This window comes from Nakamurella sp. PAMC28650 (assembly GCF_014303395.1).
Lineage (GTDB): Bacteria > Actinomycetota > Actinomycetes > Mycobacteriales > Nakamurellaceae > Nakamurella.
On sequence record NZ_CP060298.1, the window covers coordinates 1,948,019 to 1,972,465 of the forward strand.

The window sequence follows — 24,447 nt, forward strand, 5'->3', positions numbered from 1 at the left end:
GCGCCCTTCGGGTGGTGTCTGACGATAGGTGTGTCCACGAAGACCCTAGCGCGATCGACCGGCGCGACCCGTGCGGCGTACCGGGCGCGGACGGCTCCGATCACCCGTCTGCCCGAATGGCGGTGAACCGATCACCGACGCCGGATTGGCTATGCTGCTGCCGTGAAACTCTCCATCCTGATGCCTGTCTACAACGAGGTGAAGACGCTGGAATCCGCGGTCAAGCGGGTGCTGGCCGTCAACTACCCGGTCGACATCGAACTCGTCATCATCGACGACGGCAGCAAGGACGGGACACGGGAGCTCTACTCGCAGTGGAAGAACGAGTCGCGGGTCCTGATCCACGAGAAGGCCACCAACGGCGGCAAGGGATCCGCGATCAAGAAGGGGGCCGAACTGGCCACCGGCGACTACGTGATCATGTGCGACGCCGACCTGGAGTACGCGCCCGAAGAAATCCCGTCGCTGCTCTCCCCGATCCTGAACGGCGAGTCGACCGTCGTCTACGGCACCAGGACCTTCGGCAGCCATAATGCGTACTCCTACCTGTACGTCCTGGGCAACCGGGGTGTGACGACGACTGCCAATATCCTGTTCAACTGCTACATCAGTGACCTGGAGACGTGCTTCAAGCTGATGCCGCTGGAGTTGTACCGCAAGCTCGACGTCAAGTCGGCCGGCTTCGGGATGGAGGCCGAGATCACGGGCAAACTGCTGCGCTCAGGGGTGCGCCCCTACGAGGTGCCGATCAGCTACAAGGCCCGCAGCCGCGAGGAGGGCAAGAAGCTGACCTGGAAGGACGGCGTCGAGGCCATCTGGATCCTGGCGAAGGAGCGGTTCCGCACACCGATCCGTTGAGATGAGCGCCACTGGATGGAGTCGCCTCCGGCCCCGACGTGAACTCCGTGTGGATCTGGCGCTCTCCGGCCTCCTGGGCCTGGCCACCTTTGCCGTGCACGACGTCGGGTACATGTTCTCGCTGCCGTTCTGGGTGGACGAGGCATGGGTCGCCATCTCCACGAAGCTGCCGCTGGGCCAGCTCACCAGGGTGACCGCCAGCACGCCGATCGGCTGGACGTTCCTGCTCCGGCTGGTGGTGATCGGGGGTGACCAGCGGCTGCGCATCGTCCCGCTGCTGTTCGCAGCCCTCACCGTCGTCGCGGCCTACGGGTACGTGCGCAGCCTGCCCTGGCCGGGCCGTGGGGCGGCCAGGTCGGCCGCGGTCATCGCCGGGCTGGTGGCCCTGCTGATCCCGTCGGCCCTCGCACGTGGCGACCTGAAGCAGTACACCGCCGATGCCTTCGTCACGCTGATGATCCTGTGGATGGTGTCCAGGGCCGAGTCGGGCGGGCCCGGGTCGAACAGCGGTCGGTTCCGCCCGGCGCGGCGGCTGCTGCAACTGGCGGCCGTGGTCGTCGTCGGGTTCGGGTTCAGTGCCGTCAGCCTGTTCGTCGGCGTCGCCGCCTTCGCCGGGCTCCTGCTGTCGGCGATCGGCGGCCGGCGGTGGAAGGACGCCCGTGACGCCGCCGTCGTCGGCGCCGCCACCGGTGCGTGTCTCCTGGTCGTCTTCCTGATCTTCTACCGTCCCGGCATCGTGCCGGGGCTGCACGACTACTGGGCTCATTACTACCTCCCGCTCTCGCAGGGCTGGAGCGAGAGTTGGCGCTTCCTGCAGACCGGCCTGCAGAGCCTGGCCGGCTACCTCGGCATGGGCCCGTTGCTCGTTCCAGGGCTGTTGTTCGTCGCCGGAATCATCACCCTGGTGCGGATGCGCAGGGCGGCCCTGGCGATCGCCGCGCCCGCACTCCTGCTGGAGATGGTGTCGCTCAGTGCGGCCAGGCAGTACCCGTTGTTCGACCTGCGGACCTCACATTTCCTGACGACCGCGCTGGCGGTGACCGCGGCCATCGGGTTCGGCGGCCTGTGCGTGGTGCTCGCCAGAATCCATCCGACCGTGCCGGCGGTGGCGGCCGTCGTCGTGCTGGCCCTGTTCCTCCAGCACGTCAGCGGTGGGCTCAGGGCGCACAACATCAACGGTCCCGCGACGTCGGTGGAGGATCTCCGGACCCCGGCGGACTACCTGGCCACCCATCGCCGGACGACCGACGTCGTCGTGCTGAACGCGCTCAGCAGCTGGGGTTTTGCCTACTACTGGCGTCAGGATCCACCGCAGGTCGAGCCGGTGAGCTCCAACCTGCAGCGGTTCGTGGTGATCTTCCCCAGTCGGCCGGAGATCCTGGTGGCGACCGATCGGACCCCGGCCGCGGTGGCCGAGGTGATGGCCAGGGCGTCGGCCGCCGCAGCCCGGATCGGACCGTCGGCGCGGATCTGGTTCGTCCACCAGCACACCATCCAGGCCGAGCTCGACGACTACCGCTCGGCGGCGATCGGTCTGCACCTGCGGGACCAGTCCGTCATCGCCGGGTCACTGGAGCTCTGGACCCCGGCGGGTTGAGCGGCCTCACCAGTGCTTGCTCTTCTTCAGGAAAGCCTTCAGCTCGGCGAAGGTGCCGTCGTCCTCGCCGTACTGCACGACGGTCCGCGCGGTGTCCATCCATCCGGACGTCGAGGGCCTGACCTGCGTCAGGGCATGCTGCAGGTCGGCCATCCCGATCATCCGGACGTTGCCGGAACGAACACCCTCCATCATCGCCCGTTCGGTGGCGAGCTCGCAGACGTAGGTGATGTCGGCGCCGGACAACCCGTCGGAGCCGGCCGCGAGCCGGCGCAGATCCACTCCTTCCACCGGGCGCTGGGCCAGGTTGGAGCGGAAGATCGCCTCGCGGGCGGCGGCGTCCGGCGGCAGCACCAGGATGGTGCGGTCCAACCGGCCGGGTCGGCGCATCGCCGGGTCGATGTCCCAGGGCTGATTGGTGGCGGCCAGCACGTAGACGCCCTCGTTGTCCGCACCGATCCCATCGAGCTCGGTCAGCAGCTGGTTGACCACGCTGCGCATCGAGGAGTTCCTGGTCTGCGTCCGTTTCTGCCCCAGGGCGTCGATCTCATCGAGGAACAGCACGCAGGGTGCGGCCTGACGGGCCTGGACGAAGAGCTCGTGGACGTTGCGTTCGCTGGACCCGATCCACATGTCCAGGATCTCCGACAGCCCGGCCGAGATGAAGGCGGCACCCAGCTCGCCGGCCAATGCCTTGGCCAGGAAAGTCTTTCCGCATCCGGGCGGCCCGTAGAGCAACAGGCCGCCGCGTAGGTTCTTGCCGTAGAGGCGGCGTAGTTCCGGGTTCCGCATCGGGGCCAGGAAGGCGGCGTCCAACCGTTCCTTGACCTGTTCCATGCCGCCGACGTCGCTGAGCTTGATGGTCGGCCGCTGGGTCTCGAACGCTTCGACGGGTTCGGTGCCCGGCTGTTCCTGGTCCTCGCCAGAGGTGACGAACATCGGGGCGGCGATGTCACCGAGCTGGGACTCTGCCGCGTGCCAGTCGAAACCCTTTGACGTGGAGTGTGTTTCGGGTGCCGGCGCGTCGGGTCCCGGCTCCCGGGGCGCCGGGGCGACGGTCGTTTCCGGGGTCGCGGCCGGCGGGGTGAGGGCGGCCAGCATCAGCTCCCGCGCCCCGGGATGGTCGGGCTCGGCGGCCAGCAGGACGCCGAGCTCGACGACGGCCTCGGAACCCCGTCCGGCGTCGGTGAGCAGCTGGGCCAGGTGCAGCCGGAGTGCTCCGTCTGACGGCACGGCGGCCACCGCCCGTCGGATCGCCTCGATTGCGGCGTCGTTCCCCACCAGAGCCTCCTGCACTGCGACGGGAACTGCGGGTCAGCCCGACTCCTGCGATCGTACAAAGCGCGCCGACCCACCGGACACCGCTCGCCGCTCGCCGCCGGTGCGAGCGGACCTCGTCGTTGCCAGCGTCGGCGTCATCTGGTGCGATGACGGTCGTGACCTCCTCGCAGCGCGGCACGCCGGCCAGGAACTCGGCCTCGCAGGCGGCCAGAGCCAGGGCGAAGGAGGCCGTCCGGATCCAACTCCGCGAGATCGCACGCCGGCACATCCAGGAGAGGGGTACCGCCGACCTGTCCCTCCGGGCGGTGGCCCGGGAACTCGACATGACGTCGTCGACGATCTACCGGTACGTCAGGAGCCGGGAGGAGTTGATCACCTCCCTCGTCGTCGAATCCTACGAAGCAGTGGCCGAGGCGGCGGAGCGCGCCGATCGCCTCCACGCCGGTGCGGGCGCAGACGCGGCCGCCCGCTGGTTGGGGATCGCCCGTGCGATCCGGACGTGGGCCCTGCTGCATCCGTACGAGTACACGCTGATCTACGGCTCCCCGATGGGAGACGTCCCGTCCGCCGCGGTCGGTCCGCCCGCGGCACGGATCTGGCGCGTCGTCGCCGGACTGATGTCCACGGCGGTGTCCACCGGGGTGCTCCATCCGCACGCCCGACCGTTCGACGTCCAGGGTCTGGTCGCAGATCACGTGCTGGCCACGCTCGGCCCGCCGGCGGCGCCGTTCGACGACTTCATCGTCCGGGGCATGGCGCTGTTCTCGTCGTTGATCGGCGCCATCTCCACCGAGCTGTCCGGCCACTTCCACGGGCTGACGACCGATGCCGACCGCCTGTTCGACCTGGTGGTGGCGACCGGTGCGCAGGGCGTCGGGCTCGATCTACCCGTCGAGGTGGTCGATGGATTCCAGCTCGGGTAGGGGACCGAGGTCAGCTGGAGTAGAAGTCGTAGCACTGCCCTGCGCCGAAGACGACGCCGATGTAGAGCGACTGGACCTGATCGATGACGGCGGCCGAGGACATCCCGTTCGCATCCGTGGCCGGCATGGGCGACGCCAGCACCTCGTAGACCGCCTTGTTCAGATCGTTGGGCGAGAGCTTCAGCTTGTCCGGGCCTCTGGCGGTCCGCATCCAGGACGCCCAGCTGCCTGCATAGCACAGGCCCCGCAGACCGGACTGGTTGCCGACGGAAGTACCGCCGGAGGTGGCCTGTGCGGCCAGACCGTAGCGGCTGACCAGGATCAACACGGCGGAGAAGTCGCCGTTGTTGGATTTGAAACCGGCGTTCGGGGTGCCGATCCGTGCGAGTTCGGCGAGGTTGTAGGTGATGGTGTTGGTCGCCTGGCAGTACCCGACGGGGAACTGCGTCGGGGCGCCGTTGCACACGGGACCGGTCTTGCCCGTGAACGGGGTCAGGGTCGGCGGGCGGTAGCCCTTGACCGTCTGGGCGAAGTAGCTGTTGGCGACGGTGGCGATCTGCGCGAGGAACTTGTCGGTGATGGCGACGTTGCCGAAATTCTGGGGGGGATCGGTGAAACCGGTCTCGGTGATCCTGGCCTTCACCTCGGCCGAGGTGATCTTGCTGCAGCGCAGGGCGCCGTTGCTGAAGCCGAGGGTGAAGGAGTACGAGCGGTCGAACCCACTCCCGTGCGCATCCTGGGCGCTGGTGGTGGTGCCGACCGGGTCGCCGGTGGTCATCATGGCCGACAGGACCATGCGGATGCCGGCGGTCTGGTTCAGGTCGAAGTACTTGGAGTTGCCGTCGGCGACCCACCGCCAGTAGCCGCCGGCGTAGCAGTCGGCCTGCTCCTCCAGCAGGAGCACGTCGTCGGTCTTCACCCCCAGCCGGTTCTGCACCAGGTGGCCCATCTCGTGCGACAGCACGGTCGGTGCCGCCAGGGTGCCGACCTGCCGGGTCAGGTCCGGGAGCAACTGACCCCGGTCCCAGACGATCGTGTCGGCGCAGGGGTTGTACGAGGCGTTGACCGATCGGTAGAGCGAGCGCCCGCACACCGTGGGGCCGTCCTTGACCGCGGAGTCGTAGGAGATCAGCGCCTTCGCCGGGGTGAAGGCCTTGCCGAAGTCCTTCTGGAAGATCTGGCCGTAGTAGTCGTAGAGATCTTCGATGGTGTTCTTGGCCAGGGTGTCTGACTGGGTTCGGCCGTCGTTGCCCACCGTGACATCTGCCGGTGTGACGCCGGTCTTCGGCCCGCTGGGACCGGCCGCCGCGGTGGCCGAGCTACCGGTCCCGGCCGCTGCACCCACCTTCACCGCCTGGCCGGAAATGGCGTTCGCGCAGCCCGCGAGCATCAGACCGGCAGCGGCCAGCGCGATCAGCCGGCCGGTCCGGGGGCGCTTCCACGTGCGGGTGGGTGACATGCCTGACCCGGGCTCTCTCTTCGTCGGGGTCCACCCCCGGCTGCGTGACCGAACCGTCCATGCGCCTCGCGCGCAACGCAGCCCCGGCCCGGCCGGAGGACCCCGGCCGCACGGATGTGACGCTACCGGGCCCGCATCGGCTCCGTCGAACACCGAAGAAGTTGGAAGAGCGGTCCAGGCGCCACGCAGCAGGCAGCACGAGGCCGACGCACGGACGGGTTTCTCGCACGGGTTTTCGGGCGGAGGTGTTCAGGCAGGGGTGTTCAGGCAGGGGTTTTCACGCGGAGGTTTTCAGTCAGAGGAGGCCCCGGCCATCCGAGGGTCGGCCGGGGCCTCTCTGCGCGGCGCCGGATTCAACGGGGGGCGCAGCACTGCACCCGTCCCGCGAATGCCAGGGTGACCACCTGGACCTGTCCTGCGCCGACGAGATCCGCCCGATCGCGAACCTCCCGAACGGGAGAATCACGGAGGAATCACTCGTGTCGCCGAACAGCCGCTCACCGCAACCGGGAGCGCGAGGTGCAGGACCCACATCCGGCGTCACTGGCTCCGGGGGTAGCGGCGGGGAGGGCGACCTGCGTCGCCGGTGCCCGTCACCGTTCGTCCTGCTCGCACTTTCGGTTCACTCAGGGGTCCAGACGGGCACGTTCAGCGGCGCTACCGGCCATGCCTGGATGAAATCCGTCGTGTGACAACAGTTCTTACTCCACAGCGGGCTATCCCAACAAGGGGTTGGGCGTTCGGAATCGATACACCGAGGCGCTGACGGGCACTTTGACCTGCCCTGCCCGGTATGACTGCCGGGCCGCGGGCATGAGCGCCTTGCCCCGGTATGACTGTGGGGCCGTGGGTATGACGTGCCTTGCCCGGGTGTGACTGCCGGGCCCGGGGTATGACGCGCCTTGCCCGGTATGACTGCCGGTCCGGGTGTACGACGCTCGAGGGGCAGACGAGCGGGTCTCCGGTCCGACGAGCTGCGGACGGTGCTACCAGCTGCGGCTCGAGGGGTAGACGAGCGGGTCGCCGGTCCTACGAGTCTGGCGTGGCTTCCCCTGTACGACTGCCGGGCCTGGGGTATGACGCTCGAGGGGTAGACGAGCGGGTCGCCGGTCCTACGAGTCTGGCGTGGCTTCCCCTGTATGACTGCCGGGCCTGGGGTATGACGCTCGAGGGGCAGACGAGCGGGTCGCCGGTCCTGCGAGCGTCTGGCGTGGCTTCCCCTGTATGACTGCCGGGTCTGGGGTATGACGCTCGAGGGGCAGACGAGCGGGTCGCCGGTCCGACGAGCTGCGGACGGTGCTACCAGCTGCGTTCGGAAGAGATCGGGCCGTGCCCGCGGAGGACGACACGGATCGCGGACGCGACCGAGCCGAGCCGGCTGCCGAAGCGTTGCCCGGAGGCGCTGAGCCACCAGCGCATGCCGACGAAGCGGGCGGCACCGACGATGGTGTTGACCGCAAGGATCGCGATCACGCCGGAGAGCCCGTCCGCGTCCGAGAGTTCGGACAGCACCAACGAGGTGATCAGCAGCCCGACGACGCAGGTGAGGAAGGCGACGAGCTGGTCGGAACGGTTGCGGCGGGTGCCGTGCACGCCGAAGGTCACGGCCCGGTGGGTGGCATTGGTGACCAGGGTGGAGACCAGCCAGGAGGCGATCGACGCGACCTGAGCGCCGATGAAGGTGGCGGTCGCGGCATAGAGACCCAGCTGAAGGATGGTGCCGGCGCTGCCCACGCCGACGAAGCGGATGCCCTGGGCACGGATCGTGCCGGAGATCGCGACCGGTGTGCTCGGTGCCGGTACCGGCCCTGAGGTGATCAACTGCGTCATGGTGATTACTTTGCCTTGCTCATGATTGGACTGGCTGTCCGCCTGCTGTGTCGACCCTGTGACTGCTGACCCTGTGACTGTCCCCGGGGTCGCCGTGGTGCGGGTTCCAACGGACTTCGGTGGCCTGGGGTCTGCCGGACTGGTCGGTGTGACGCGGTCGCGGCGCAGCCGGCAGGCCGTCCTGCGCAAGGATGGGCAGGTGCTCGAACTCATCGATACCCGCGTGACGTTCCCCGCCGGAGGTCTCCGCGCCGATGCCGAGGTGCTGGCCGTCGTCGAGGTCGACAGATCCGAAGCGTCGACGGTCGACCCCGCTGTCAGGGGTGCGGCGGCGGAGGTTGGTGCGCTGACCGGCCTCGTCACGACGATCTCGCCGTTCCATCCGGTCGACCACGGCTGGCCGGACCAGGGTCCGGACCGCGGGACCGTCACGATCGACGGGGTCACCGTCGAAGTCGTCGACGCTGTTCTGGGGGCCACACAAGGTGTGAACTTGCTGACTGCAACTAATATTCCGGTGCGCAGGGGCGAGCCCGGCTGGGCCTTCGTGGTCGTGCACGTGCTGGCTCCCGGCAGTCCCGTTCCGGTCGTCGGTCGACGGGTGCTGCTGGAGGTGGACGCCCCCTACCGCGAGTCGCTGTGCTTCGGGCACACGGCCTGCCACATCGCTGCACTCGCCCTGAATGCCGCGCTGGCGGATCGCTGGCGCAAGCCGGTGCCGACCGATGGCCTGGGCCACCCGAACTTCGACGGATTGGCGCTGGTCTCCTCGCGGATCCGTCCGGATGGGGCCCGCGACGTCTACCGTCTGGGAAAGTCCCTGCGCAAGAGGGGTTTCGACGCGACCGGCCTGTCGGTCGAAGCAGTGGCCGCGGCGGCGAACGGGACACTGGCCCGCTGGGTCGAGGCCGGCGCGACCATCGCCGTGGAGACCGAGGGGCCCGGACTGACCGACCGCCGGACCTGGGTGTGCGACCTGCCGGACGGGCAGGAACGAATCGCCTGCGGTGGCACCCACCTGCAGTCCCTGGACGGGGTCGCCGCCATCACGGTCGACCTGGACGTCACCGATTCCGAGCTCACGATGGAGACGGAGGTCACGCGGTCCTGACGGAGCCCGAAGAGGTGGCCGTCACGTCGGCGGCATCCTCGGCCGCCTGGAGAACGCGCAGGATGTTGCCGCTCGTCAGGCCCGCGAGGTCGGCGTCGCTCCAACCCCGCTCGGCGAGCTCGCCCAGCAACGCCGGGTAGGTCGAGACGTCCTCGAGGCCGGTGGGGAGCGATTCGACGCCGTCGTAGTCGCCGCCGAGGCCCAGGTGGGCCGGGCCGGCGACCTCCCGGGCGTGGTCGAGGTGGTCGGCGACGTCGGACAGGGTCGCGACCGGGGCGGGGTGGGCGGCCTCCCATTCCTGCATCGCCTTCAACGCGGCCGGATCGTGCTCGGTGTCGACGATTTCGGTGTAGACGGTGGTCTTGGCGACGCCCAGCTCCTCGCGGCGACGGTCGTGCGCCGCGGTGTGGTCGGCCACGGCCTGGTTCACGAAGTCGGGCACGAAGGTCACCATCAGCACGCCATCGTTGGCGGCGAGCCTGGTCAATACGTCGTCGGGCACGTCGCGGACGTGATCGGTGACCGCCCGGCAGGAGGAATGCGAGAAGATCACCGGGGCCGTCGAGGTGTCCAGCGCATCGGCCATGGTGGCCGGCGCGACGTGCGAGAGGTCGACCAGCATGCCGATCCGGTTCATCTCCCGCACCACATCGCGTCCGAAAGCGGACAGCCCGTCGGCCTCGGGCCGGTCGGTGGCGGCGTCGGCCCACGCGACGCCGTCCTTGCGTGGATTCTGGTTGTGGGTGAGCGTCAGGTAGCCGACCCCGAGTCGTTGCAGGGTCCGCAGGACGGCGAGTGATCCGGCGATGCTGTGCCCGCCTTCGGCGCCCATCAGCGCGGCGATCCGACCGGATGCCATCACCTGACGCACCTCCGCCGCCGTCCTCGCCGCCGCGAACGTCTCCGGGTAACGGGCGAGAATAGCTGCCACGCAATCGATCTGCTCGAGGACGGCGACCACCGCATCGCCGGTAGGCATGGTGCCGGGGACGTAGACGGAGAAGAACTGGGCGCCGACCCCGCCCTGTCGAAGTCGCGGGATGTCGGTGTGCAGCAACGGTTGTGACGTCGCGAGGTCTCTCCGGTCGAGGTCGTAGGCGACCTGACGCCGCAGCGCCCAGGCGACGTCGTTGTGGCCGTCCAGCACCGGGTGATCGTTCAGGAGGGCCTGGACGCGTGCTGCGGTCCCGGAGCGGGGGGTGGGGGAGATCATGCGCTCATTCTCGCAAGCCCGGCCGCCGCAGCATCGATGATGTCGTCCTTCTTGCAGAAGGCGAACCGCACGAACGGTGTGCCGTCGGCCGGATCGTCGTGGAAGACCTCCTGCGGGACGGCGACCACACCGGCCAGCCGGGGCAGGTCGAGGCAGAACGCCATCCCGTCGGCCGGGCGGTCCAGACGGTCGGCCACCGAACGGATGTCGGTGACCACGAAGTAGGTGCCCTGCGGCCGGTGCACCGTGAAGCCGGCGGCCAGAAGGCCCTCGCAGAGCCGATCCCGTTTGTGCTGCAGGCTGTCCCGCATACCGGCCACCCAGTCCATCTCGTGCTCGAGGGCGTAGGCGATGGCCGGCTGGAACGGTGCGCCGCCGACGTAGGTGAGGAACTGTTTCGCCGCCCGGACCGCCGCGATCAACGGAGCCGGACCGCAGGCCCAGCCGATCTTCCAACCGGTGGCGTTGAACGTCTTCCCGGAGCTGGACACGGTGATGGTGCGCTCGGCCATGCCGGGCAGGGTGCCGATCGGGAGGTGCTGCGTGCCGTCGAACGTCAGGTACTCGTAGACCTCGTCGGCCACCACGACCAGGTCGTGATCGATCGCGAGCCGGGCGATGCCGGCCAGTTCGTCGGCTGTCAGCACCGTCCCGGTCGGATTGTGCGGGGTGTTGAGCAGGATCAGCTTCGTGGCCGGGGTGATCGCGGCGGCCAGGTCGTCCAGATCGAGCGCGAAACGTCCGTCCGTCGTGCGCAGCGGTACCGACACGTGCCGGGCACCGGACATCGCGACCACCGCCGGGTAGGAGTCGTAGTGCGGTTCCAGCATGATCACCTCGTCGCCGGTCTGGACCAGCGCGATCACCGCAGCGGCGACGGCTTCGGTCGCGCCGACCGTCACCAGCACCTCGTCTTCGGGATCGAAGACCTGGCCGTGGTCGCGACGCCTCCCGTGCGAGATCGCCTGCCGCAGTGCCGGGATCCCCGGGCCGGGCGGGTACTGGTTGAACCCGTCACGGATGGCGCGCTGGGCAGCCTCCAGCATGGCCGGCGGCCCGTCCGTGTCCGGAAAACCCTGCCCGAGATTGATCGCTCCGGTGGAGACGGCCAACGCCGACATCTGGGCGAAGATCGTGGTGCGGAACGGCTGCAGCGCCGGGACCAGAGGCATGGCTCATTCCTACCGCACGCGTGGGTCCTGGCCCCCGGGGTGGTCGCAGCCACGCACAATGGGCGCATGACGACGCAACAACTCCTGAATCCGGCCGATCAGGAGCGGAGGCGGCGTCTGGTGCAGATGAAGGTCATCGCCACCTCGATGCTGGCGGTGATGGCGATCATCTTCGTCGTCGCGTTCTCGCTGCAGGCGCGTCATCCGTGGCTCGGCTACGTCCGCGCCGCCGCCGAGGCCGGCATGGTCGGCGCGCTGGCCGACTGGTTCGCGGTGACGGCCCTGTTCCGCCGGCCCCTCGGCCTGCCGATCCCGCACACCGCGATCATTCCCGAGCGCAAGGATGCGATCGGCTCCTCGCTCTCGGAATTCGTCGCGACCAACTTCCTGTCGGAGGAGGTGATCAGGGAGAAGCTGTCCCGGTTCTCGATCGCTTCGAGGCTCGGCGGGTTCCTCGCCTCCCCGGAGGGTGCCGCCCGCATCACCGACGAAATGGCGACGGCCGTCCGGGGGATCTCCACCGTCCTCAAGGACGACCAGGTCGCCGGTGTGCTCGAGGCCGTCGCGCGGCGGAAGATCGCCGGGACCGAGGTCGGCCCGCCGCTCGGCCGCATCGCCGCGGAGGTGTTCGCGAGGGGTGAGCACCACCCGTTGGTCGATTTCATCATCGACCGGGTCTACGACTGGATCAGGGGCAACTACACGCTGGTATCCAGGGTCGTCTCCCAGCGGGCGCCGTCGTGGTCGCCGAAATTTCTGGACGGGTACCTGGCCGACAAGATCTACCGGGAGGTCGAAGCGTTCGCCCTCGCCGTGAAGACCGACCCCCAGCACCAGCTGCGGATCGCCCTCGACCACTTCCTGGGTGAGTTCGCCGACGATCTCCAGCACGACCCGGTCACGATGGCCAAGGCCGACGCCATCAAGGACCGGATCATGGACAACGATCAGGTCCGGCTGCTGGCGGCGGGCGCGTGGCGCTCGATCAAGGAGACGCTCCTCGCGGCGGCGGCCGACCCGGAATCGCCGCTGCGGGTCTCCGTGCTCGAGGGGCTGACGGCGTTCGGCCGGCGTCTGCAGGAGGACGGCCCGACGGCATCGAAGGTCGACGCCTGGGTGGCCGACGCCGCCGGCTACCTGGCCCGCCACCACGCCAGGAGCATCACCGCCGTGATCGACGAGACCATCGCCCGTTGGGACGGGGAGGCCACCAGCCGCAAGATCGAGCTGCAGGTCGGACGGGACCTGCAGTTCATCCGGATCAACGGCACGGTGGTCGGGGCCCTCGCCGGACTGGTCATCTACACCCTGGCCACCGCTCTGCTCTGACGACGTCGCCGGATGCCTTCCGCGCAGACGAAAGCGACGGTTCGGGTGGTGATCTCGTCTCGAACGGGAATTCTGGGACGCGCCGGGGAGAACTGTCTGCGCGGGGGTTGCCTGGGCCGGGGGGATCGGGGGGACGATGGTAGGCATGACGGAACCGAGTGCTCTGACCCCCATCGCCACCTTCGACCTGACCGTCCTCGACACCGCCGATCCCCGGTCCCTGGCCGAGTTCTACTGCGCGGTGCTCGGCTGGGAGATCCAGGACGCGAGTGACGACTGGGTCACCATCCGGGGCGCCGGCGGCCCGGGAATGGCGTTCCAGCTCGCGCCCGGTTACGTACCGCCGACCTGGCCGGACGAGGCGGTGCCGCAGCAGGTGCATCTGGATCTCGACGTACCCGACCTGGACCGCGGGGAGCAGCAGGTCGTTGCGCTCGGAGCCCGTCCGACCGGCCTCCCGGGGGGCGACGCCAACTTCCGGGTCTTCGTGGATCCGGCGGGGCACCTGTTCTGCCTGTGCAAGTCCTAGCGTTCGCCCGGCCGTGCTCGAACCCGGACCGCACCGCTCCTCGGTCTCGACGCCGATGGCAAGCTGGGACCGGTGCGATTCATCCCGTTGACCCCCGCCAGACTCGTGGAGGAATTGGCCGCCTGGATCCGGACGACCGTGCTGCCGTCCGCGGTCCGTCCGTCGCTCGGCACGGCCGGTGCCCCCGGGGGCACCGTCATCGGATTCGACGGGCCCGCCGAGGTGGGCGCGACCGATCTGGCCGATCAGGTCGGTGAGGTACTGCGGTCGTCCGGCTGCCCGGTGGTGAGGGCGTCCACCACCTGGTGGTGGCGGCCGTCGGCGCTCCGGCTGGAACTGGGCCGTCATGATCTGGACATGCTGATGACGGGGTGGGTGGACTCCGAGGCCCTGACCCGCGAGCTGATCGGGCCCGTCCGGGAGGGCCTGCCCCACCTGACGAGGCTGCGTGACCCGGTCAGCGACCGATCGGTGCGGCAGCAGTACTCCCCGGGGCGGCCGGGCGCCGTCCTGCTGCTGGACGGGCCCTTCTTGTTTGCGGCCGGGTTGCAGCTGGACGCCGTGGTGGGTCTGGAGGTGGGCCGGGGCGCGCTGGGACGGGCGTTGCCACCGGATCGGGCCTGGTGGGCAGCCGGTTTCGAGCGCTACCGCGACGAGTACGAGCCGCTCGGGAAGTGGGACGTCGTCCTCGCCTACGACCACCCGTCGGCACCGGCCGCCGCCGGCCTGGTCGGGGAGGGGGCCGGTCGACGATGATCACCGGATCGCGATGACCGCCGGAGCGCCTGCCTCGTTCCGCGGGACGGCTGGACCGGGTCCCACCGGACCGGGATCCACCGGGCCGGATTCATCGGGTTGTCACGGCCCGCGGGGGCCGGGGTAACAATTCGGTGTCACGCTGGAGCCGTTCGGCGGCGTGGCTCTGGCCGATGTGCAGATTCCCCACCGGCGGGCAGATCCCAGGGAGTGCAGTGATGACGACAGACCTGTTCGGCACGTCCAGGCCGACCACGTTCCAGGTGCCCGTGGTGGACATCGGTCCCTACGTCGGGCCGGGGACGTCGCAGCAGCGGGCGGAGACTGCGGCTGCCGTCGATCACGCCTGTCGGACGGTGGGTTTCATCCAGATCGTGGGGCATGGCGTAGCGCAGTCGACGATCGACGGGCTCACCGCGGCGATGGACGATTTCTTCTGTCTGCCATTGGATGTCAAGAAGGAGTCGGTGATCGCCGGGGTCAACCGCGGCTACAGCGCGCCAAGGACCGAGCAGCTCTCGCTGAGCCTCGGGGTGGGATCGGCGACCAGGATGAACGACTTCTTCGAGGCGTTCAACATCGGCCAGGGCGTGGACGCCTATCCCGACCTCGACCTCCCACCCGAGCACTACGCCGACAACGTCTGGCCTGTCGGGGTTCCCGGCTTCGCCGAAGGCGCACTGACCTGGTTCGCCGAGGCCGGACGGGTCGCCAGGACACTGACGGTGATCTTCGCGGATGCGCTCGGACTACCGGCCGGCTACTTCGGCGAATTCACCGATCATTCGCTGGATGTGTTGAGGATGAACAACTACGCGCTTCCGCCGGGCGAGATCGAACTGGTCGGTGACCTCACCGGAATGGGCGAGCACACCGACTTCGGCATCGTCACCGTCCTCTGGGCGGACCGGGTGGCCGGCCTCCAAGTGCTCGCTGAGGACGGTTCCTGGCACGACGTGCTGCCCGAACCCGGTGCGCTGCTGGTCAATCTGGGCGATCTGACGGCGCGCTGGACCAACGAGGTGTGGCGTTCCACGCTGCACCGGGTCAAGCCCCCGGTCGTCGACGGTCGGATCGAGCGCCGCAGATCGGCCGCCTACTTCCACGACGGAAACGTGGACGCCGTCATCGCCACCCTGCCCGGCGTGGTCGGCCCCGGGGATGTCGAGCTCTATCCGCCGGTCACGGTCGCCGAGCACATCTCGTCCAAGTTGAACGGCTCGCGCAATCTGGTCTCGAACGACCGCGCCACCCGCGAGGCGCAGCGGGTTCTCGATTCTGCGGTGTGACACCGACTGCTGCGCACCCCACCCGGCGCGGTGACACCGGACACATGCGGCCCGCCCGCGTTAGCAGTGGTGCTTGCAATAGCAAGCACCCGGCCCTACCGTGAAGCGCAGAGATCGGGAACGCAGGGATTGTCGACCAGTACGCAAGGGGTGAACGCGGGATGGATCTGTTCCCCGTGCTCTCTCCCGTCAAGGATCTGGGCACCTTCATCCGCGATCAGCGCACCAGTGCGCAGATCTCGCTGCGCGGTCTGGCCGCCAAGGCCGGGGTGTCCAATCCGTATCTGTCGCAGGTCGAGCGCGGGCTCCGGCGCCCCAGTGCTGACATCCTGGCGCAGATCGCCCACGGCCTGTCGATCTCCGTCGAATCGTTGCTGGCCAGGGCCGGGATCCTGGAAGCCGCCGAAGCGCCGGAGGTGGTACTGGCCATCCGCGCCGATGCGGTGCTGACCGAACGGCAGAAATCCTCGTTGGTCGACATCTACTCCGCCTTTCGCAAAGAATCCGAAGCGTCGGTGGCGCAGGTGGTTCCGGTCGGAGGGGACATGCCGTCGGGCCGGACGGCAGCCGAGAGGGCCGGCCCTCCAGGACAGATCAAGTCGTCCCGGTAGTGAAAATCGCATCAGCAGTGAGAAGTACCGCCCACCAACGTCACGGTCGTGCTCCGGCAGCGGCCGAAAGGAGAGCAACATGTCTTTGATCACCGATATCCGCGCCGTGTCGGAGAATGCGGTCGAGCAGATCGCCGCTCGCTTCGGCGGCCTGCCCCGTCCGGTGCTGGCGGCCATCGGCGCCGGGCACATGGCCCTCGAGCGCTTTGCCGACCTGCGGGAATCTCTCTCGGACTCCATCGGGGAACGGGTTCCGACGCCTTCGATCGACATCACCGACGTCAGGTCTGCGGCCTCGGATCTGGGATCGAAGGTCTCCGACCTACCGTCGCGGGCGCAGAAGGTCGCGGCCGACGTGGCCGGCACGATCGAGCAGTTCGCGGCGGAGGCCCCGGCCAAGGCGCAGGAGTTCATCGCGCAGATGCCCGAGAAGGTTGCCGAGTTCCAGGTCGTGGCGCAGTCGCTGTCGCCCGATGCCGTCCAGGAAACCGTGGAGGCGTACTCACACCTGTTCGGCATGATCTACGGCAATCTCGCCGACCGCGGCGACAAGACTTGGACCAGGATGAGGGCCACCGGAGTGCACCCCGGCGCCGTCGCCGAGGCGGTGGCGGCGAAGGCCGGACCGGTCGCCCGGGCGGCCGTCAAGCTTCCGGTCAGGGCCGCTGCGAGAGCTCGGCCCACCAGGACCGCGGCGCCCACGGCCGCAGATCCGACGGTTGCCACCCCGGCGGTCCCCACCCCGAAGGCAGGTCCGAGAACGGCGGCCGCGCCAGTGGCTGCGAAGTCGGGCGTGATGACTCCGACCGCTGCGAAGCCGGCGCACGTGAAGCCGGTAGCCGTGAAGCCGGTAGCCGTGAAGCCGGTGGCCGTGAAGCCCGCGGCCGTGAAGCCGGTGGCTGCGAAGCCGGTCGCTGCGAAGCCCGTCGCTATGAAGCCGGTGGCCGCGAAACCGGCACCCGCCAAGCCCGCGAAGCGGCCCGTCACCAAGTCCGCCGACAAGGTCGTCCCCAAGGCCGCCCCCAAATTCATCACGGCGAAGCAGACCGTCCGGAGGTCGGCCGGTCGGACCACCGTGATGCCGGTCGTCGAAACGGTGGTCATCCACCCGGAAACACCCGAGAGCTGATCGGTCCAGCACAGGTTGGTCGGTCGGGTGCGTCTCCTGGCCCGGTCGGCCACACCGCCCGCCGAGGGGCCGCGGCCCGCGCCGTTCTCGGTACGGATCCATCCACCGACCCACCCTGTGCCCGAGACCGCGGTGAGGACCGCCCGCGCGCACGTATTCTGGATCCATGGACATCGTCAATCCGATCATCAACTCCATCGATTGGATTCTGCAGATCGCCGGGGCGCTGCTCGGAGTCTTCGCGGTGTCCGACGCCGCCACCCGGCGGCCGGACGCGTTCGCCGCCGCCGACAAGCAGACCAAGGGCACCTGGAGCGGCATCACCGCGGCGTGCGCCGTGGTCTCGGTGCTCGGTGTGCTGGTCCAGGGGCCGTTCGCGGTCTTCGGTCTGCTCTGGCTCGCCGCGCTGATCGGCGACCTGGTCTACGTGCTCGACGTGCGACCGAAGCTGCGCGAGGTGCAGCGCGGATCCCGCTGGTAGCAGTCGGTCTCGCGCATCCAGACCTGATTGGACGAAGAAGGCGGACCCGCCGAACGGCGGGTCCGCCTTCTTCACTTCCGGGACACGTCCCGGGACAGGGTGCTCAGTGGACCGGTGGGGTCTCACCGTTCGCCAGCGCCTCGGCCTCGGCGGCCAGGCGCTTCTTCTCGCGTCCGAAGGAGATGCGGATCTCGGTCTCGGCGTCGCCGCGGCCGACCCAGTTGGCACCCTCGACGCTCTTGCCCGGCTCGAGATCCTTGTAGACCTCGAAGAAGTGCTGGATCTCCAGGCGTTCGAAGATCGACATGTCGCCGATGTCCTGCAGGTTCGCCTGGCGCGGGTCGTTCGCCGACACGCACAGAACCTTGTCGTCGGGGCCCTTCTCGTCCGTCATCCGGAACATGCCGATGGCCCTGGCCAGGATCAGGCAACCGGGGAAGGTCGGTTCGGACAGGAGCACCAGAGCATCCAGGGGATCACCGTCCTGCCCCAGGGTGTCGTCGATGAACCCATAGTCTGCGGGGTACTGGGTCGCTGTGAAGAGGGTGCGGTCGAGACGGATGCGACCGCTGTGGTGGTCGACCTCGTACTTGTTCCGGCTGCCCTTGGGGATCTCGATGGTGACGTCGAATTCCACGGTCTATACCTTCTCTCGCCTCGTTGCGATCGACCCCGGGGTCGAACACCGCCGGTCGGATGATCGTAACTGCCCTTGTGGAGGCGATTCTTCAGGTCCTGGCCCGTTCTCACGAGGGAATCCCGGGCCACCGCTTCACAAACTGCCTACGTCGAGACTCTAGTCTGGAGTCCGACCGTGCCGGGTCGGTGTTGCCCGGTTGCCTTGCGCTGCGGGGCGAGGTTTCAATCACACTGTGTCGGCGGAGGTCGCGGTCACCGTGTGGTTCTGCGCCGCGGGTCGCTCTGCGTCGCACGGCGACCCGCTCGTGTGCCGGCCGGGGTTCTCGGGGTGGTGCCGTTGCGATGACCGGTTCGGATGTGCGACAGAAGGAGAGTTGTGTCAGGGACGCGTTCGTCGGGCCGCAAGGCAATGATCATCGTGGTGTCGCTCCTGCTGGTGGCTGCGGCCGCGACGGTCGCCGTGCTGTTCTGGCCGAAGACCGCCAATTCGACGACGACGACCCCGGGGGTCAGCTCGGTCGTCGCCCCGCCGACCATCTCCGCAGTCGACCCGCCGGTGACCGTGGCCGCGGCGAGGATCAAGCCGTTGGCGGTCGATGCGGGCAAGGTCCCGACCGCGGCCGGTGTCACGAAGATCCTCGGGCCGGCGCTGGCCAACCGGGCGCTGGCCCAGTTCACGGGCATCGTGATCGACGCGGCCACCGGAAAGGTGCTGTGGAGCAAGAGCCCGAACACCGTGAGCCAGCCGGCGTCGACGATGAAGTTGCTGACCGGTGCCGCGCTGCTGTCCAAGGTCGACCCGGCCAGCCGGTTCACCACCAGGATCGTCCAGGGAGCCGACGGCACCATCTACTTCGTCGGCGGCGGGGACGTGACGCTGTCCGCCAGGTCGGCCAACGTGAACACGGTCTATTCCGGAGCCCCGACGGTCGCTGACCTGGCCGCGCAGGTGGTGGCCTCCGGCGCCAAGGTGACCAGGATCGTCACCGACACCAGCTACTGGACCGGCGACGACCTGGCGCAGGGCTGGGATGCCGGTGACGTCGCGGGCGGGTTCATCACCAAGATGCAGGCCCTGATGGTCGACGGCGACCGGAAGGATCCCTCGGACGAGAACTCCTCGCGCACCGGCACCCCGGCGATGACCGCAGGGAAGGCGCTGGCCAGGGCGCTGGGCAACCCGAATCTGAGCGTGACCACCGATGGCACCGCACCCAAGGGCGCGAAGGTGCTGGCCAGCGTCCGGTCCCAGCCCATGTCCGTGCTGCTGGCCCAGGCCCTGCTCAACTCCGACAACGTGCTGGCCGAGGCGCTCGCCCGCCAGGTCTCCATCACGCTCGGCGGCGCACCGAGTTTCACGGGCGCCGCTCAGGCCGTCACGATCGCGCTGCAGGATCTGAAGTTCGACACGGTCGGCCTGACGATGGTCGACGGGTCGGGTCTGTCGATCATCGACCGAGCGCCGGTCGCCCTGATGGCCGGCGTGATGGACGCTGCCGTCAGCGGACGGATCCCGGCGCTGCGCGGCCTGATCACGGGTCTTCCGGTGGCGGGCGTTTCGGGCACGCTGTCCAAGGCCCAGAACCGGTTCACGTCCGCCGCGGCCAAGCCGGGTATCGGTTGGGTGCGGGCGAAGACCGGAAAGGTCCAGGTCACCTACGCGATGGTCGGCTACGTCCCGGATGTCGACGGACGACTCCTGGTGTTCGGGCTCAACTCCAACGGGGTGTCCAACCCCGGGCTGAACGCGCAGGACGTCTTTGCGGCCGCGTTGCGCGGGTGCGGCTGCAGCTGACCGGGCTTCTCGTGCGGGTTGGCCTCCCCCCGGTTCCGGGGTGCGGTGCGGGGACCGGCCGGAGCGCGGCTGCTCTACCGTTGACCCATGGCTGCCGAAGCGATCGACTGGGCTGCTGCCGTCCGTGCCGGACAGCGGCTGGCCCCCACCGGGCCGCACGTCTCGCACCTGGAGGCCCGGCAGGCCGTCGACGACCTTCAGGACTTCTCGGCCAGGGCCGAGCTGATCGTCAGGGACACGACCGGGCTCGGGCACGGACTTCCCGTCGAACTGGCCAGGATCGTCGATCGGCCGCACTGGATCGAGGCCACCGCGGCCGGGATGGCCGAGCTGACCGCGCCGCTGGCAGCCAAACTCAGTGGCAAGCTCGGCCAGGCGCCACGTGCCAAGGCCGCTGCCGGCGCCCAGCTGGGTGTGGTGCTGAGCTTCCTGTCCAGCCGGGTGCTCGGTCAGTACGACCCGTTGACGCTCGCCGGTCCGGATGCCGCCACCCCCGGAGTGTTGCTGCTGGTCGCGCCGAACATCATCAAGGTCGAGCGGGAGCTGGAGGCCGATCGGGCCGACTTCCGGATGTGGGTGTGCCTGCACGAGAGCACCCACCGTCTGCAGTTCACGGCGGTGCCGTGGCTGCGCGAACACTTCCGGACGCTGGTCGCCGAATTCGGGGCGGCCGCCGACACGGATCCGAGCGAGCTGCTGGGCCGGCTCGTGCGGGCGGTGAAGGGCGGCTCCCGATCCGGCGCAGGCGGCTCCTGGATCGAGACGATCCAGACACCGGAGCAACGCGCGATCTTCGACCAGTTGATGGCACTGATGACCTTGCTGGAAGGTCACGCCGACCATGTGATGGACGCGGTGGGGCCGAGCGTGATCCCGTCCGTCGGGTCCATCCGCAATTCGTTCACCGCGCGTCGCAAGAAGGGCCGTGGCCCGTTCGACCGGATCCTTCGGTCGCTGCTCGGGATGGACATGAAGATGGCGCAGTACGTCAAGGGAGCTGCGTTCGTCGGTTCTGTCGTCGAGGAGGTCGGGATGGAGCGGTTCAACACCATCTGGACTTCCCCGGAGACCCTGCCCACCAGGGCGGAGACCACTGATCCGCAGGGCTGGATCAACCGGGTCCTGCAGTGAGCGTCGATCTGGTCGGCGCCGCCGTCCGGAGCTGGATGTCCGAGTTCGGGGCATCCTGTGCCCGCGTGACGGTCGCCTGTTCGGGAGGCGCCGACTCGCTGGCCCTGGCCCTGGCAGCGATCGCCGAGATCGAGGAGTCGATCCTGGACGCCGTGACCGTCGATCACCGGTTGCAGGAGGGATCGGCCGGCCAGGCGCTCCGGACGGCGGAGCAACTGCACGACATCGGCTATAGCACCGTGCGGATCGAGACCGTGACGGTGGGCACGCAGGGTGGCACCGAGGCAGCGGCCAGAGCCGCGCGGTATCGCTCACTGCTGCCCGCCTCCGGTGACCTGGGCACCGCCCACCACGCCGTGCTGCTGGGCCACACGGCCGACGACCAGGCCGAGACGGTGCTGCTCGGGCTCGGGCGCGGGTCGGGCCCCCGGTCGATCGCCGGGATGTCGCGGTGGCGCCGGCCGTGGGGTCGCCCACTGTTGGAACTGGGCCGTGAAGACACTGAAAAAGCGTGCCAGGAAGCAGGTCTCGACTACTGGGCGGATCCGCAGAACTTTGATCCGGCGTTCACCCGGGTCCGGCTGCGGCGCGAGGTGCTGCCGCTGATGGAGGACGTACTAGGGGGCGGGGTCCGGTCGGCACTTGCTCGAACGGCGACCCTGCTCGCCGAGGACCTGCAGGCGCTGGACTACCTGGCGGCCAGGGTGCTCGCGGAGGTCTGGCAGTCCGGCGGGGTGGTCGATCTCGAGGCGCTGGCCGCCCATCCGGTCGCGCTGCGACGCCGTGCGCTGCGGGCCTGGGCCGATGCGATGGGCGCGAAAGCACTGACTGCGGAACACCTTCTGCGGCTCGATTCGTTGGCGATGGGGCCGCGGCGGACCGGGGCGGTACGCCTGCCCGGTGCGGTCGACGCCGTCCGGACCGGGACCACGCTGCGGGCCGTCCCCGTCGACGCCTGAGACCGGTACCGGAGCTTGCGCGGGTGCCGGCGCGCGTCAGGTCCGACCCCGATGGACTCTTGACGGGCGCGATGGCAGGCTGACCCGTGAGCCGCCGACGGTGGCCACCGCATCCGTAGGTACGGCCCGTCGTGCGGGACCGGACCAGACCAATCTGGGGAGACGCGTGCCCGGCATCCCGGCAACCGCAAATGCTCTGACCACCATCCTGACCTCCGCCGACGCCGTCCGCCCCGGCCCCGGCGACCTCGATCCCGGCGTCGAGCACGGATATCACGGCGAGATCGCGGCGACCCTCATCTCCGAGCAGGTGCTGCAGGCCAAGATCAGTGCGCTGGCCAAGGCGGTAGCGGCCAACCACACCGGGGACACCCCACCGCTGCTCGTCTGCGTCCTCAAGGGAGCGGTGATGTTCGTCACCGACTTCGCGAGAGCGTTGCCGATCCCCTCGGAGCTGGAGTTCATGGCCGTCAGCTCCTACGGTTCGGCGACCTCGTCGTCGGGGGTGGTACGGATCCTCAAGGATCTCGACCGGGACATCACCGGCCGGCGCGTCGTCATCGTCGAGGACATCATCGACTCCGGCCTGACCCTGTCCTGGCTGCAGCGGAACCTCCAGACGCGCGGGCCGGCCTCGATCGAGATCGTCGCCCTGCTGCGCAAGCCGGAGGCGGTGAAGGTGGAGGTCGAGGTCGCGTACGTCGGGTTCGACATCCCCACCGACTTCGTCGTCGGCTACGGTCTGGACTTCAACGAGCGCTATCGCGACCTCCCGTTCGTCGGGCTGCTCGGGGAGCACATGTACGCCTGACGCGCGGCTCGCCAGGCTCGCTCGGCTCGGCTCGGCCCGGCGGCCCGGCTCGGCCCGGCGGCCCGGCTCGGCCCGGCATAGCTCGTATGACCGGCCCCGGCTCAGCTTGTATGACCGGCCCCGGCTCAGCTTGTACGACCGGCCCCGGCTCAGCTTGTACGACCGGCCCCGGCTCAGCTTGTACGACCGGCCCCGGCTCAGCTTGTACGACCGGCCCCGGCTCGTATGATCCGGTGCCCCCTAGTAGGACGCTTGAGCGTCATACGACCTGGTCAGTGGTCATACGAGATGGGCTGCGTGGGCTGCGATGGGCTGCGTGGGCTGCGGCGACGGGCTGGGGCGAGGCGCCGCGCGGAGAGATCTGCTGCGGCAAGGAGAGATCGGCTGCGGTGAGGAAACGACGGGGTTCGGGACGCCAATCCGGGCATCCGGCACGTGCGAACGCTGCACCGAACCGCTGGAGCACCGCGGCACCGCGCGCGAGATCCGCCCAGGTGACCCTGACCATCTGTCGTCCGGTGTCCCGGATCCGGTCTTCCCTCACCTTCTCGTGGAAGACCGCGTCACCGGGACTCTGTCCTGGCTGGAGCAGCCGCCCGTACTTCACCCGGCCGTCGAACTCGCAGACGGTTCGCTGCCCGGCGAAGTCGAAATCGACACGTGCGGTAGTGCCTTGACCGGCGAGCCGGATCTCCGTCTGCAGTTCGGGGATCGGGAGACCCAGTTGGGCCATCCGGAGTCGGCAGATGGATTCCCCGACGCTCTCGGCTCTGGCGTCGGCGAACGCAAGGAGTCGGCAGGCCAGGAATGCGCCCGGGATGCCCGGGTTGCGCTCGATCACCGCGCGCAGTTGCGCCGCAGTCGTCAGGTTCAGCCGCAGCGCCGAGTCGGCTGCAGCGAGAGTCCGTTCCGGCGTCGACGACCTCGCCACGTCGAACACGGTGCGCGCAGCACTGGTCGTCAGGACCCCTTCGACCAGGGTGAGGTCCTGCCGGTCCAGCCGTCCTCGATGGGGGTGCACATTGGTGGTCGCCCGGCGTCCGGGACTCCCCGGCCAGGTCACGTGCACCTTGCCCGGTGGGCCGGACGGTGGTTCCAGCCCCAGCAGCAGAGCGGCCGACTCGTGGCTGATCACCGCTCGTCCGCCGAGTTCCCCGCCGAGTTCCAGAGCCCGCAGCCGATGACGCTCCTGTTCGGTGGACCGGGCCCAGACCTCTCCGGCGATATACCGCCCTCGGCGCAGTCGGTGCAGTTCACCCGAGCGTTGCAGGCCATCGAGGCGCGCGACGGCCACATCGCCAGCCAGCAACTTGGCACGATCGAGGAACAGCGGGGTCTCGTCCATGCTGCACACTCTCGCGGTCGGACGATCCTGCGGGCCTGGCCATCGGCCAGGATGTGGACAACTCCGAGCATGGGGATGGACCAGGACGGATCCTCCCCGGTATGACGGGCCGGGCACTCGTCGGACCCTCGAGCGTCCTACCGGGACGGCCCGCGTCCTACCGCCGGGATGCGGTCATACCGCCCGGGGCGCGGTCATA

At 69.1% G+C, this 24,447-nt stretch carries 22 protein-coding genes; 15 read left to right on the top strand and 7 right to left on the bottom strand.

Annotated elements, in window-relative coordinates:
- The first annotated feature begins 162 nt into the window (after positions 1-162).
- Both H7F38_RS08820 and H7F38_RS08825 read left to right on the top strand, forming a co-directional pair.
- Positions 163-858, top strand: coding sequence for a glycosyltransferase family 2 protein (locus tag H7F38_RS08820; protein ID WP_187093744.1), 696 nt, complete (start codon positions 163-165; stop codon positions 856-858).
- 1 nt (position 859) lies between these two features.
- Positions 860-2,455: a hypothetical protein gene (locus tag H7F38_RS08825; protein WP_187093745.1), complete on the top strand. Its 1,596-nt coding sequence runs from the start codon at positions 860-862 to the stop codon at positions 2,453-2,455.
- Between the two features lie 6 nt (positions 2,456-2,461).
- Here the strand turns inward: H7F38_RS08825 and H7F38_RS08830 are convergent, their stop codons facing one another.
- Positions 2,462-3,736: an AAA family ATPase gene (locus tag H7F38_RS08830; RefSeq protein ID WP_222618553.1), complete on the bottom strand. Its 1,275-nt coding sequence runs from the start codon at positions 3,734-3,736 to the stop codon at positions 2,462-2,464.
- Positions 3,737-3,882: 146 nt separating this feature from the next.
- Here H7F38_RS08830 and H7F38_RS08835 point away from each other — a divergent pair, with 146 nt between their 5' ends.
- Complete coding sequence (locus H7F38_RS08835; RefSeq protein WP_187093746.1) at positions 3,883-4,659, top strand: TetR/AcrR family transcriptional regulator; 777 nt, start codon at positions 3,883-3,885, stop codon at positions 4,657-4,659.
- 10 nt (positions 4,660-4,669) lie between these two features.
- Here the strand turns inward: H7F38_RS08835 and H7F38_RS08840 are convergent, their stop codons facing one another.
- Both H7F38_RS08840 and H7F38_RS08845 read right to left on the bottom strand, forming a co-directional pair.
- Positions 4,670-6,118, bottom strand: coding sequence for a neutral zinc metallopeptidase (locus H7F38_RS08840; RefSeq protein ID WP_187093747.1), 1,449 nt, complete (start codon positions 6,116-6,118; stop codon positions 4,670-4,672).
- Between the two features lie 1,299 nt (positions 6,119-7,417).
- Positions 7,418-7,948 carry a GtrA family protein gene (locus H7F38_RS08845; protein WP_187093748.1) on the bottom strand — a complete coding sequence of 177 codons (531 nt, stop codon included), beginning with the start codon at positions 7,946-7,948 and terminating at the stop codon, positions 7,418-7,420.
- A 97-nt stretch (positions 7,949-8,045) separates the two neighbouring features.
- On the opposite strand from H7F38_RS08845, the gene H7F38_RS08850 reads away from it, so the two are divergent.
- Positions 8,046-9,059, top strand: a complete 1,014-nt coding sequence (locus tag H7F38_RS08850) for a metal-dependent hydrolase (protein WP_222618554.1) — start codon at positions 8,046-8,048, stop codon at positions 9,057-9,059.
- On the opposite strand, the gene H7F38_RS08855 is transcribed toward H7F38_RS08850, so the two are convergent.
- Positions 9,046-10,272 carry a dipeptidase gene (locus tag H7F38_RS08855; RefSeq protein ID WP_187093749.1) on the bottom strand — a complete coding sequence of 409 codons (1,227 nt, stop codon included), beginning with the start codon at positions 10,270-10,272 and terminating at the stop codon, positions 9,046-9,048. The two genes, H7F38_RS08850 and H7F38_RS08855, sit on opposite strands and share 14 nt — an antisense overlap.
- Positions 10,269-11,444 (bottom strand): pyridoxal phosphate-dependent aminotransferase, encoded by a 1,176-nt coding sequence (locus tag H7F38_RS08860; RefSeq protein WP_187093750.1) that lies wholly within the window; start codon positions 11,442-11,444, stop codon positions 10,269-10,271. The genes H7F38_RS08855 and H7F38_RS08860 overlap by 4 nt, the downstream gene beginning before the upstream one ends.
- Positions 11,445-11,510: 66 nt before the next feature.
- Here H7F38_RS08860 and H7F38_RS08865 point away from each other — a divergent pair, with 66 nt between their 5' ends.
- The 7 genes from H7F38_RS08865 (at position 11,511) to H7F38_RS08895 (ending at position 17,568) form a co-directional block, all read left to right on the top strand.
- Positions 11,511-12,773: a DUF445 domain-containing protein gene (locus H7F38_RS08865; RefSeq protein ID WP_187093751.1), complete on the top strand. Its 1,263-nt coding sequence runs from the start codon at positions 11,511-11,513 to the stop codon at positions 12,771-12,773.
- A gap of 145 nt (positions 12,774-12,918) precedes the next feature.
- Positions 12,919-13,302 (top strand): VOC family protein, encoded by a 384-nt coding sequence (locus H7F38_RS08870; protein WP_187093752.1) that lies wholly within the window; start codon positions 12,919-12,921, stop codon positions 13,300-13,302.
- A gap of 72 nt (positions 13,303-13,374) precedes the next feature.
- Complete coding sequence (locus H7F38_RS08875) at positions 13,375-14,058, top strand: uridine kinase (RefSeq protein ID WP_187093753.1); 684 nt, start codon at positions 13,375-13,377, stop codon at positions 14,056-14,058.
- Between the two features lie 218 nt (positions 14,059-14,276).
- Complete coding sequence (locus tag H7F38_RS08880; protein WP_187093754.1) at positions 14,277-15,347, top strand: isopenicillin N synthase family oxygenase; 1,071 nt, start codon at positions 14,277-14,279, stop codon at positions 15,345-15,347.
- 161 nt (positions 15,348-15,508) lie between these two features.
- Entirely contained in the window at positions 15,509-15,958 is a 450-nt protein-coding gene (locus H7F38_RS08885; protein ID WP_187093755.1) for a helix-turn-helix domain-containing protein, read from the top strand.
- A gap of 79 nt (positions 15,959-16,037) precedes the next feature.
- A complete protein-coding gene (locus H7F38_RS08890; protein WP_187095008.1) occupies positions 16,038-17,087 on the top strand; it encodes a hypothetical protein in 1,050 nt (349 codons plus the stop codon).
- 166 nt (positions 17,088-17,253) lie between these two features.
- Positions 17,254-17,568 (top strand): DUF2516 family protein, encoded by a 315-nt coding sequence (locus tag H7F38_RS08895; protein WP_187093756.1) that lies wholly within the window; start codon positions 17,254-17,256, stop codon positions 17,566-17,568.
- Between the two features lie 103 nt (positions 17,569-17,671).
- Here the strand turns inward: H7F38_RS08895 and H7F38_RS08900 are convergent, their stop codons facing one another.
- Positions 17,672-18,205: an inorganic diphosphatase gene (locus H7F38_RS08900; RefSeq protein ID WP_187093757.1), complete on the bottom strand. Its 534-nt coding sequence runs from the start codon at positions 18,203-18,205 to the stop codon at positions 17,672-17,674.
- Positions 18,206-18,583: 378 nt separating this feature from the next.
- On the opposite strand from H7F38_RS08900, the gene dacB reads away from it, so the two are divergent.
- The 4 genes from dacB (at position 18,584) to hpt (ending at position 22,903) form a co-directional block, all read left to right on the top strand.
- Positions 18,584-20,002, top strand: coding sequence for a D-alanyl-D-alanine carboxypeptidase/D-alanyl-D-alanine-endopeptidase (dacB, locus tag H7F38_RS08905; RefSeq protein WP_187093758.1), 1,419 nt, complete (start codon positions 18,584-18,586; stop codon positions 20,000-20,002).
- An 87-nt stretch (positions 20,003-20,089) separates the two neighbouring features.
- Entirely contained in the window at positions 20,090-21,133 is a 1,044-nt protein-coding gene (locus tag H7F38_RS08910) for a zinc-dependent metalloprotease (RefSeq protein WP_187093759.1), read from the top strand.
- Positions 21,130-22,092: a tRNA lysidine(34) synthetase TilS gene (gene tilS / locus H7F38_RS08915; protein WP_222618555.1), complete on the top strand. Its 963-nt coding sequence runs from the start codon at positions 21,130-21,132 to the stop codon at positions 22,090-22,092. The genes H7F38_RS08910 and tilS overlap by 4 nt, the downstream gene beginning before the upstream one ends.
- A gap of 325 nt (positions 22,093-22,417) precedes the next feature.
- A complete protein-coding gene (gene hpt / locus H7F38_RS08920; RefSeq protein WP_370531351.1) occupies positions 22,418-22,903 on the top strand; it encodes a hypoxanthine phosphoribosyltransferase in 486 nt (161 codons plus the stop codon).
- A 259-nt stretch (positions 22,904-23,162) separates the two neighbouring features.
- Here the strand turns inward: hpt and H7F38_RS08925 are convergent, their stop codons facing one another.
- Positions 23,163-24,248: a hypothetical protein gene (locus H7F38_RS08925; RefSeq protein ID WP_187093760.1), complete on the bottom strand. Its 1,086-nt coding sequence runs from the start codon at positions 24,246-24,248 to the stop codon at positions 23,163-23,165.
- Positions 24,249-24,447: the final 199 nt, after the last annotated feature.

Bases quoted from the DNA above. Each gene is read 5' to 3' on its own strand.
- H7F38_RS08825 (WP_187093745.1), top strand. From the start codon at position 860: ATGAGCGCCACTGGATGGAGTCGCCTCCGGCCCCGACGTGAACTCCGT.
- H7F38_RS08835 (WP_187093746.1), top strand. From the start codon at position 3,883: ATGACGGTCGTGACCTCCTCGCAGCGCGGCACGCCGGCCAGGAACTCG.
- H7F38_RS08840 (WP_187093747.1), bottom strand. From the start codon at position 6,118: ATGTCACCCACCCGCACGTGGAAGCGCCCCCGGACCGGCCGGCTGATC.
- H7F38_RS08845 (WP_187093748.1), bottom strand. From the start codon at position 7,948: ATGACGCAGTTGATCACCTCAGGGCCGGTACCGGCACCGAGCACACCG.
- H7F38_RS08855 (WP_187093749.1), bottom strand. From the start codon at position 10,272: ATGATCTCCCCCACCCCCCGCTCCGGGACCGCAGCACGCGTCCAGGCC.
- H7F38_RS08860 (WP_187093750.1), bottom strand. From the start codon at position 11,444: ATGCCTCTGGTCCCGGCGCTGCAGCCGTTCCGCACCACGATCTTCGCC.
- H7F38_RS08865 (WP_187093751.1), top strand. From the start codon at position 11,511: ATGACGACGCAACAACTCCTGAATCCGGCCGATCAGGAGCGGAGGCGG.
- H7F38_RS08870 (WP_187093752.1), top strand. From the start codon at position 12,919: ATGACGGAACCGAGTGCTCTGACCCCCATCGCCACCTTCGACCTGACC.
- H7F38_RS08880 (WP_187093754.1), top strand. From the start codon at position 14,277: ATGACGACAGACCTGTTCGGCACGTCCAGGCCGACCACGTTCCAGGTG.
- H7F38_RS08885 (WP_187093755.1), top strand. From the start codon at position 15,509: ATGGATCTGTTCCCCGTGCTCTCTCCCGTCAAGGATCTGGGCACCTTC.
- H7F38_RS08890 (WP_187095008.1), top strand. From the start codon at position 16,038: ATGTCTTTGATCACCGATATCCGCGCCGTGTCGGAGAATGCGGTCGAG.
- H7F38_RS08895 (WP_187093756.1), top strand. From the start codon at position 17,254: ATGGACATCGTCAATCCGATCATCAACTCCATCGATTGGATTCTGCAG.
- H7F38_RS08910 (WP_187093759.1), top strand. From the start codon at position 20,090: ATGGCTGCCGAAGCGATCGACTGGGCTGCTGCCGTCCGTGCCGGACAG.
- H7F38_RS08925 (WP_187093760.1), bottom strand. From the start codon at position 24,248: ATGGACGAGACCCCGCTGTTCCTCGATCGTGCCAAGTTGCTGGCTGGC.